The sequence below is a fragment of the Bradyrhizobium sp. MI1.7 genome (assembly GCF_055811795.1).
On sequence record NZ_JBVVPO010000068.1, the window covers coordinates 37,558 to 45,066 of the forward strand.

Here is a 7,509-nt window from a genome sequence, read left to right on the forward strand (position 1 = left end):
TTGCAGCTTGTCCGGGACACGAGAGAGGGCGCGGTGATTCACCTTGCTCCGTCATTGCGAGCGTAGCGAAGCAATCCAGAATCCCTCCGCGGAACGACTCTGGATTGCTTCGCTGCGCTCGCAATGACGATGTGGAGCGAGCGTGCCCCTTACGAGAAGAACGCGATCTTCTCGGCCTGGGTCATGCGGCGGATTGGCGCCATGGGGTCGTTGGCCGCCGCGCGGGGCTTTTGCAGGATGCCGCTGGCGAGGATGGTGGCGCCGAGCGAGGGCTCGGGCAAGGAGGCGGACAAGGGCGAGGGCATCGGAAGCGTCGCGGTTGGGGCAGCACCGAATGTCGCTGCGGCCGCCATGGCCGGGGCCGGCTGCTCCATCACTTCGGCGGCGGCCTCCGCAATGGCGTCGGTGAGGCGCGCGAGCGAGTCCATCGCGATCGGTGCATCTTCGGCGGGCTCTTCCGCGACTGCGGTGACGGCTGGCTCCGGTGCGACCGGCTCGGGAAGCTCTGCGGCAATCGGCGCTGCGACCTCCGCGGCCATCGGCTCCGGAATGGCCGCTTCCAGCTCGACCGGTTCGGTGATCTCGTCGAACTCCGGATCGGGCGCGGCCATTTCCAGCGCGATGGCATCGAGTATGGCTTCGTCCTCGGCTTCCGCGGCCGCGTCGAGCGAGACCCCGTCAGTCACCTCAGTGAAGGCGGCGGCCTCTGCGACCTCCTCTTCGGGGCCGACGTGATGGCCGGCGACGAGCTCCGGCTCGGTGGCGACGTCGATCGCTTCCTCGCCAACGGCGCGTGCTTCGGCGGCGCTGGCCTCGACCGCTGCTTCGGGCGCGGGAGTCGCTGCGATATCCTGCGGCGCCTCCGTAAAAGCCACGGGTGCTTCAGTGGCCATCGCGGCAGGCACAGCCTCTGCGACGGACGCTTCCTGCACCGGCGCAGGCGCAGGATGCACCGCCGCTTGCGGCGCTGTGTCGCCGTCACCATCGAGCTGCTCGACCCGATCCCTGAGCAGATCGAATGCGGCCTTGAGCTCGACGCGGGGGTCGACGGTCGATAGCTGCCCGCAAGCCGCCTCGATGGAGGCGAGCTGCGAATCAATGAGATCGCAGATTCGCCCGTCGGCGCCGATCTCGCGCCAGCGCCAGGAGATCTCCTTGATGATGCGCACGCCGCGCGGAATCGGCGCGAGGCTGGCCTCGATCGCCGCAGGATCGAAGGCGGCAATCGCGATGGTCTCGGCTTCGCGGATGGCGCGGCGGATCTCGACCAGCGCCTCGGGCAGGCGATCCTCGACGACCGGTTGTCGCTGTGCCGCAAGGGTTTCTTCGATTTTCGCGACCGCATCGAGCACCATGCGGGTATCCGCATTGCGGTTGCGCTTGGCATATTCGCCGAGGAACCAGCGGCCGCGCGCGGTCTCCATGAAGGCTTCGCGGATCGCGTCGTAATCCTGCTCGTTCGGCTCGGCCGCACGGGCAGACATAGGCGAGAGGGCGAATGCTTCGTTGGCCATGACAATCTCGTCGCGCAAATCACTACGCGTTACTATAACGATCACCACGATATCGACCGAATCGCAATTGGTTTGATGGCAGGCGAATCACAAATCCCCACGCAAGCCGCCGTGAAGCGGCGATTCGCCGTGAGTCTGGCGCTGTTCTATTCGGCGGTCTTCGCGGTGTCGGGCACGCATCTGCCGTTCTTTCCGCTCTGGCTGAAGGCGATCGGCATCGACGCAAGCTGGATCGGCCTCATCAACGCGCTGCCGGCGATCACGCGCTTCACCACGCTGCCACAGATCACCGCCCTTGCCGAAAGGCGACATGCCATTCGCGCCGGCATGATGGTGTCGGTGCTGGCGACTGCGATCGGGTTCACGGCGGTCGGCTTGCAGCAGCAGCCGCTCGCGCTGTTCCTGATCTATGCGCTGACCTGTATGATGTGGACGCCGACGACCCCGCTGACCGATGCCTATGCGCTGCGCGGCGTCGCCCGCTACGGGCTCGACTACGGACCGTTGCGGCTGTGGGGTTCGGCGGCCTTCGCCGCGGGCTCGCTCGCCTGCGGCTTTCTCGTCGACCACATCGCGGCGCGCGATCTAATCTGGATCATCGTCGCGTGGGCCGTCGTTGCGGTCGCCGCCAGCCTGCTGCTCCAGCCGCTCGACGATGTCAGGCGAAGGACGACGGAGACGCATGCCGGCAAGGCCTTGCTGCGCGATGGCGGCTTCTGGGCCGTCATCGCGTCGGCCGCGCTGATCCAGGGCAGCCACGTCGCCTATTACACGTTCTCGGCCATCAACTGGCAGCTCCATGGCTTCGGCGGGCTGACGATCGCGGGCCTCTGGACGCTGGGTGTGATCGCCGAGATCGTCGTCTTCGCGCTGTCGCCGCGGTTCTCGCTGCATCCGTCCACGCTGATCGCAATCGGCGGCGTGAGCGCCGTGGTGCGCTGGATCGTCACCGCGCAGGAGCCGCCGCTGGCGCTGCTCGTGATCGTGCAGCTCGGCCACGGCCTTACCTTCGGCATGACCATCGTCGGCACCATGAACCTTCTGGTGCAGCGCGTGCCATCGCATCAGATCGCGCGGGGGCAGGGCTATTATGCCGCGTGCAACGGGTTGCTGGGTGCAGCGACGTCGATCGCGTCAGGTGCGATCTACGCCCGCATCGGCGACAGCTTGTACTACGTCATGGCAGCGATGGCCGCGGCCGGCGCGCTCGTGATCTGGTCGGCGCGGCATCGACTCACGGCTCATCCCCAGAGCGAGGAGTCCGGCGGATAGACCAGGCTGTCGTCGTAGCGCAGCCCGTGATCGCGATCGCGCGCCAGCAGCAGCGGGCCGTCGAGATCGACGAAGCGCGCCTGCGGCGTCACCAGCATTGCGGGGGCCATCGACAGCGAGGTCGCGACCATGCAGCCGATCATGATCTCGAAGCCGAGCGCCTGCGCCGCGTCGGCCATCGCGAGCGCCTCGGTGAGGCCGCCGGTCTTGTCGAGCTTGATGTTCACGGCGTCGTAGCGCTCGCGGAGCGGCGCCAGCGATTTGCGGTCATGCACGCTCTCGTCGGCGCAGACCGCGAGTGGCCGCCTGATCCGCGCCAGAGCGCCATCCTTCCCGGCCGGCAGCGGCTGCTCGACCAGGGTGACGCCGACAGCGTCGCAGGCGGCGAGATTCTGCTCCAGATTGGCCTCGGTCCAGGCCTCGTTGGCATCCACGATCAGCTCGGATTCGGGGGCGGCCTTGCGAACCGCCGCGATCCGCTCCGGATCGCCGTCGCCGCCGAGCTTGATCTTGAGCAATGGCCGGTGCGCGGCCCTGGCCGTCGCCGCCGCCATGGCCTCGGGGGTCCCTAACGAGATCGTGAAGGCGGTGGTGCGCTCGCCCGGCACCGGGCGGTCCAGCAGGTTCCAGGCCCGCAGGCCGGTCGCCTTGGCCTCGAGGTCGATCAGGGCGCAATCCAGCGCGTTGCGGGCGGCTCCCGGCGGCATGGCGGCCTGCAGGGCCTCCCGCGAGAGGCCGCCCGCGACGGCCGCCTGCATGGCCTGGATGGCCGCAAGGGTCGCCTCGGGGGTCTCGCCATAGCGGGGATAGGGGACGCATTCGCCGCGGCCGGTCAGGCCGTTCCGGCTCACTTCGGCCACGACGGTCACGGCCTCGGTCTTGGCGCCCCGGCTGATGGTAAAACTGCCGGCGATGGGAAAGCGCTCGATTCGCGCGGCCAGGGCCGGAACTTTGCTGGAAGTCATTTTGAACTCTGGCGAAATCTGAACCTGCTAGTTACCTCTAGCAACTAACATTAACCAGTTGGGGATACCTTCTCCGGGTAAGGGCGTGTGCGCAACCATCTGATTCTACCCGTTTCTCGCGCCCCGGCACGGGAGCGGACACTTTGAGCGGCGATCCGAAGCTGGAACGGATTGCCAAGGGCAACGCGCTGGCACTCTGCGCCACCGGAACCTGGACCGCGAGCTTCGCGCCGGTCCTGGAGCGGATGGTGGCTGACGCCGAGAAGCTCGCCGGCGGTTCGCAAAACATCTTCATCGACGTCTCCGAGGTCGCCAAGCTTGACACGTTCGGCGCCTGGCTGATCGAGCGGCTGCGCCGCAGCCTGACCCAGGGCGCCGTCGAGGCGCAGATCGCGGGGCTCTCCGCCAATTATTCGAGCCTCGTGGACGAGGTGCGGCGGGTCAGGGCGACGCCGGTCGTCGACAGCAGCGCGGTCACCATCACCGGCATGCTGGAGCAGATCGGCCGGGCCGTGGCCGGGGTCGCCGGCACGGTTGCGGGCCTCGTCGACATGCTCGGCGCGGTGCTCGCGGCGGGGTTTCGCGTCTTGATCCACCCGCGCTCGTTCCGCCTGACCTCGACCGTGCACCACATGGAGCAGGTCTGCTGGCGCGCGGTGCCGATCATTGTGCTGATCACGTTCCTGATCGGCTGCATCATCGCCCAACAGGGCATTTTTCATTTCCGCCGGTTCGGCGCCGACATCTTCGTCGTCGACATGCTCGGCGTGCTGGTGCTGCGCGAGATCGGCGTCCTCCTGGTCGCGATCATGGTCGCGGGTCGCTCGGGCAGCGCCTACACGGCCGAGCTCGGCTCGATGAAGATGCGCGAGGAGATCGACGCGCTGCGCACGATGGGTTTCGACCCGATCGAGGTCCTGGTGCTGCCGCGCATGCTGGCGCTGGTGCTGGCGCTGCCGATCCTCGCCTTCCTCGGCGCCATGGCCGCGCTTTATGGCGGCGGCCTCGTCGCCTGGCTCTATGGCGGCGTCGATCCCGAAGCCTTCCTGCTGCGCCTGCGCGACGCCATCTCGATCGACCATTTCATCGTCGGCATCGTCAAAGCACCGGTGATGGCCGCCGTGATCGGCATCGTCGCCTGCGTCGAGGGGCTCGCCGTGCAAGGCAGCGCGGAATCGCTCGGACAGCACACCACGGCCTCCGTGGTGAAGGGCATCTTCTTCGTCATCGTCATGGACGGCGTGTTCGCCATCTTCTTCGCCTCGATCGGGATGTGACGATGGCGCAAGAAACTCAAAACGCGATTCAAGATCCGATCATCCGCGTTCGCGACATCACCGTGCAGTTCGGCGCGACGCGCGTGCTCGACGGCCTCAACCTCGATGTCAAGCGCGGCGAAATCCTCGGCTTCGTCGGTCCATCCGGTGCCGGCAAGTCGGTGCTGACGCGCACCATCATCGGCCTCGTGCCGAAGGTCGCGGGCTCCATCGAGGTGTTCGGCGTCGACCTCGATTCCTCCAGCACCTCGCAGCGCCGCAGCGTCGAGCGCCGCTGGGGCGTGCTGTTTCAGCAGGGCGCGCTGTTCTCCTCGTTGACCGTGCGGCAGAACATCCAGTTTCCGATGCGCGAGTATCTCCGGGTCTCGCAGCGGTTGATGGACGAGATCACCCTGGCCAAGCTCACCATGGTCGGGCTCAAGCCGGAAGTCGCGGATCGCTTTCCCTCGGAACTGTCGGGCGGCATGATCAAGCGCGTGGCGCTGGCGCGCGCGCTGTCGCTCGATCCCGATCTCGTGTTCCTCGACGAGCCGACCTCGGGCCTCGATCCGATCGGCGCCGGCGATTTCGACGAGCTGGTGAGGACGCTCCAGCGTACTTTGGGCCTGACCGTTTTCATGGTAACGCACGACCTCGACAGCCTTTACACAGCCTGCGACCGCATCGCCGTTTTAGGGAACGGTAAGATCATTGCGGCAGGGTCGATCGCCGACATGCAGGCCTCGCAGCATCCCTGGCTGAGACAATATTTCCACGGCAAGCGCGCCCGTGCGGTGATGGGCTGAGGTGCCGGAGTAGCTGATGGAAACGCGGGCCAATTACGTACTGATCGGATCATTCACGCTGGCGGTGATCGCCGCGGCGATCGGCTTCGTGCTGTGGTTCCAGTCGCTGCACACCACCAAGCAGCGCAGCCCCCTGCGCGTCGTGTTCGAGGGCCCGGCGGCGGGCCTGCGCAACGGCGGCAGTGTCAATTTCAACGGTATCCGGGTAGGTGAGGTGGTCTCGGTGAAGCTCGACAACCCGCGGCGGGTTGTCGCACTCGCCATGGTCGAGAACAACACACCGCTCCGCAAGGACACCCTGGTCGGCCTCGAATTCCAGGGCCTGACCGGCGTCGCCGCGATCTCGCTCAAGGGCGGCGAGGAGGCGGCACCTCCGCCGCCGCTCGATGAGGACGGCATCCCGTCGCTGACGGCCGATCCCAACAAGCTCCAGGACGTCACCGAGGCGATCCGCGGCACGCTCCAGAACATCAACAAGATCGTCGCGGACAATCAGGAGTCGGTGAAGAACTCGCTGAAGAACCTCGAGACCTTCACCAACTCGCTCGCCCGCAACTCCGAGAAGATCGACGGCGTGATGGCCAAGGTCGACGGCGTCATGCACAAGGCCGACAGCCTCATGCTCGGCCTCAACACGCTTGCCGGCGGCAAGGACGGCGGCGAGCTGTTCCAGGCGGTGAAGTCGATCCGCGAGCTGGCCGATGATTTCGACAAACGCTCCGGCGCATTGATGACCGACGGCCGCCGCACGCTCGGCGACATCAGCCGCGCCGTGAACAATTTCGACCGCAACCCGACCCGCGTGCTGTTCGGCGCCAGCAACAGCGCCCCGGCCGCCGCTCCGCCGCCCGCCGAGCCGCCGAGGCAGGCGCCCGCCGCGAGCGGCAGGCGGCAGTAGGCGTTTAGTACACGGACCTCACCTCGTCATTGCGAGCGTAGCGAAGCAATCCAGATTGTCTCCGCGGAAGCAGTCTGGATTGCTTCGTCGCAAGGACTCCTCGCAATGACGGGCTCAAACGAAAACGGAGGCCGTGAGGCCTCCGTTCTCATTCGCTATTCGTTGTCGCTATGGGCTGATCACCCGAGCCGGCCCGCTGCATGCGCGAGCAGCGTGTAGACCAGGCCCGTCTCCGAGGTCAGGTGGCTGCGCAGCTCCTGCGGACCACGGCCGTCGCGGGCGACTTCGTCGAGCAGACGCTCGAACTCGGCGACGTAGCGGTCGACCGTGCCCTTGAAGTTGCGGTCGGCGCGGTACTTGCGGGCGACCTCGTCAAAGGCCTTCTGGCCGGCGGGCGTGTAGAGGCGCTTGGTGAAGGCCTTGTTCTCGCCGCGCTGGTAGCGGTCCCACATCTCGGCGGCGAGGTTGCGGTCCATCAGGCGGCCGATGTCGAGCGACAGCGACTCCAGCGGATTGCTGCCACCCTGCGGAGCCTGCGGCTGCGGCGCGGGTGCCGCGCGGCCACGCGGGGCCTCACGTCCGGTCGGAGCGCCCTGGTTGGCGTCCGTGCGGTTCAGGAGGTCCGACAGCCAGCCGTCGCGGCCCTGGTCGTTGCCTGCGGGCGCGACCGGCGGCGCTTCGGTGCGGCGCGAGGAGGCGGGCATGCCGAGGTCCGGCGGCGGGGGGGGGGGGGGGGGGGCGGGGGGGGGGGCGCCGGGGGGGGGGGGGGGGGGGGCCGCCGCGGGCCCGCGCGGGGGG

7 protein-coding genes are annotated in these 7,509 nt (G+C 67.5%); 4 read left to right on the forward strand and 3 right to left on the reverse strand.

Features of this window, described 5'->3' with window-relative positions; all coding sequences use genetic code 11:
• Positions 1 to 149: 149 nt before the first annotated feature.
• Positions 150 to 1,514 (reverse strand): hypothetical protein, encoded by a 1,365-nt coding sequence (locus AC0L3X_RS38035; protein WP_354141828.1) that lies wholly within the window; start codon positions 1,512 to 1,514, stop codon positions 150 to 152.
• A gap of 75 nt (positions 1,515 to 1,589) precedes the next feature.
• Between AC0L3X_RS38035 and AC0L3X_RS38040 the strand changes: the two genes are divergently transcribed.
• Positions 1,590 to 2,786 (forward strand): MFS transporter, encoded by a 1,197-nt coding sequence (locus AC0L3X_RS38040; protein ID WP_354141829.1) that lies wholly within the window; start codon positions 1,590 to 1,592, stop codon positions 2,784 to 2,786.
• Here AC0L3X_RS38040 and dgcA read toward each other — a convergent pair.
• Positions 2,756 to 3,751 (reverse strand): N-acetyl-D-Glu racemase DgcA, encoded by a 996-nt coding sequence (dgcA, locus tag AC0L3X_RS38045; RefSeq protein WP_354141830.1) that lies wholly within the window; start codon positions 3,749 to 3,751, stop codon positions 2,756 to 2,758. The genes AC0L3X_RS38040 and dgcA overlap by 31 nt on opposite strands.
• A 143-nt stretch (positions 3,752 to 3,894) precedes the next feature.
• Between dgcA and AC0L3X_RS38050 the strand changes: the two genes are divergently transcribed.
• Genes AC0L3X_RS38050 through AC0L3X_RS38060 form a run of 3 tightly spaced genes read left to right on the forward strand, consistent with a single transcriptional unit; the run spans position 3,895 to position 6,711 of the window.
• Positions 3,895 to 5,028: an MlaE family ABC transporter permease gene (locus AC0L3X_RS38050; protein ID WP_166090162.1), complete on the forward strand. Its 1,134-nt coding sequence runs from the start codon at positions 3,895 to 3,897 to the stop codon at positions 5,026 to 5,028.
• 2 nt (positions 5,029 to 5,030) lie between these two features.
• Positions 5,031 to 5,813, forward strand: a complete 783-nt coding sequence (locus AC0L3X_RS38055) for an ABC transporter ATP-binding protein (protein WP_063982229.1) — start codon at positions 5,031 to 5,033, stop codon at positions 5,811 to 5,813.
• A 16-nt stretch (positions 5,814 to 5,829) separates the two neighbouring features.
• Positions 5,830 to 6,711, forward strand: a complete 882-nt coding sequence (locus AC0L3X_RS38060; protein WP_028153328.1) for an MlaD family protein — start codon at positions 5,830 to 5,832, stop codon at positions 6,709 to 6,711.
• Positions 6,712 to 6,890: 179 nt separating this feature from the next.
• Here AC0L3X_RS38060 and AC0L3X_RS38065 read toward each other — a convergent pair.
• The coding region (locus AC0L3X_RS38065) for a hypothetical protein (RefSeq protein ID WP_473317262.1) at positions 6,891 to 7,509 on the reverse strand (619 nt) is incomplete at its 5' end.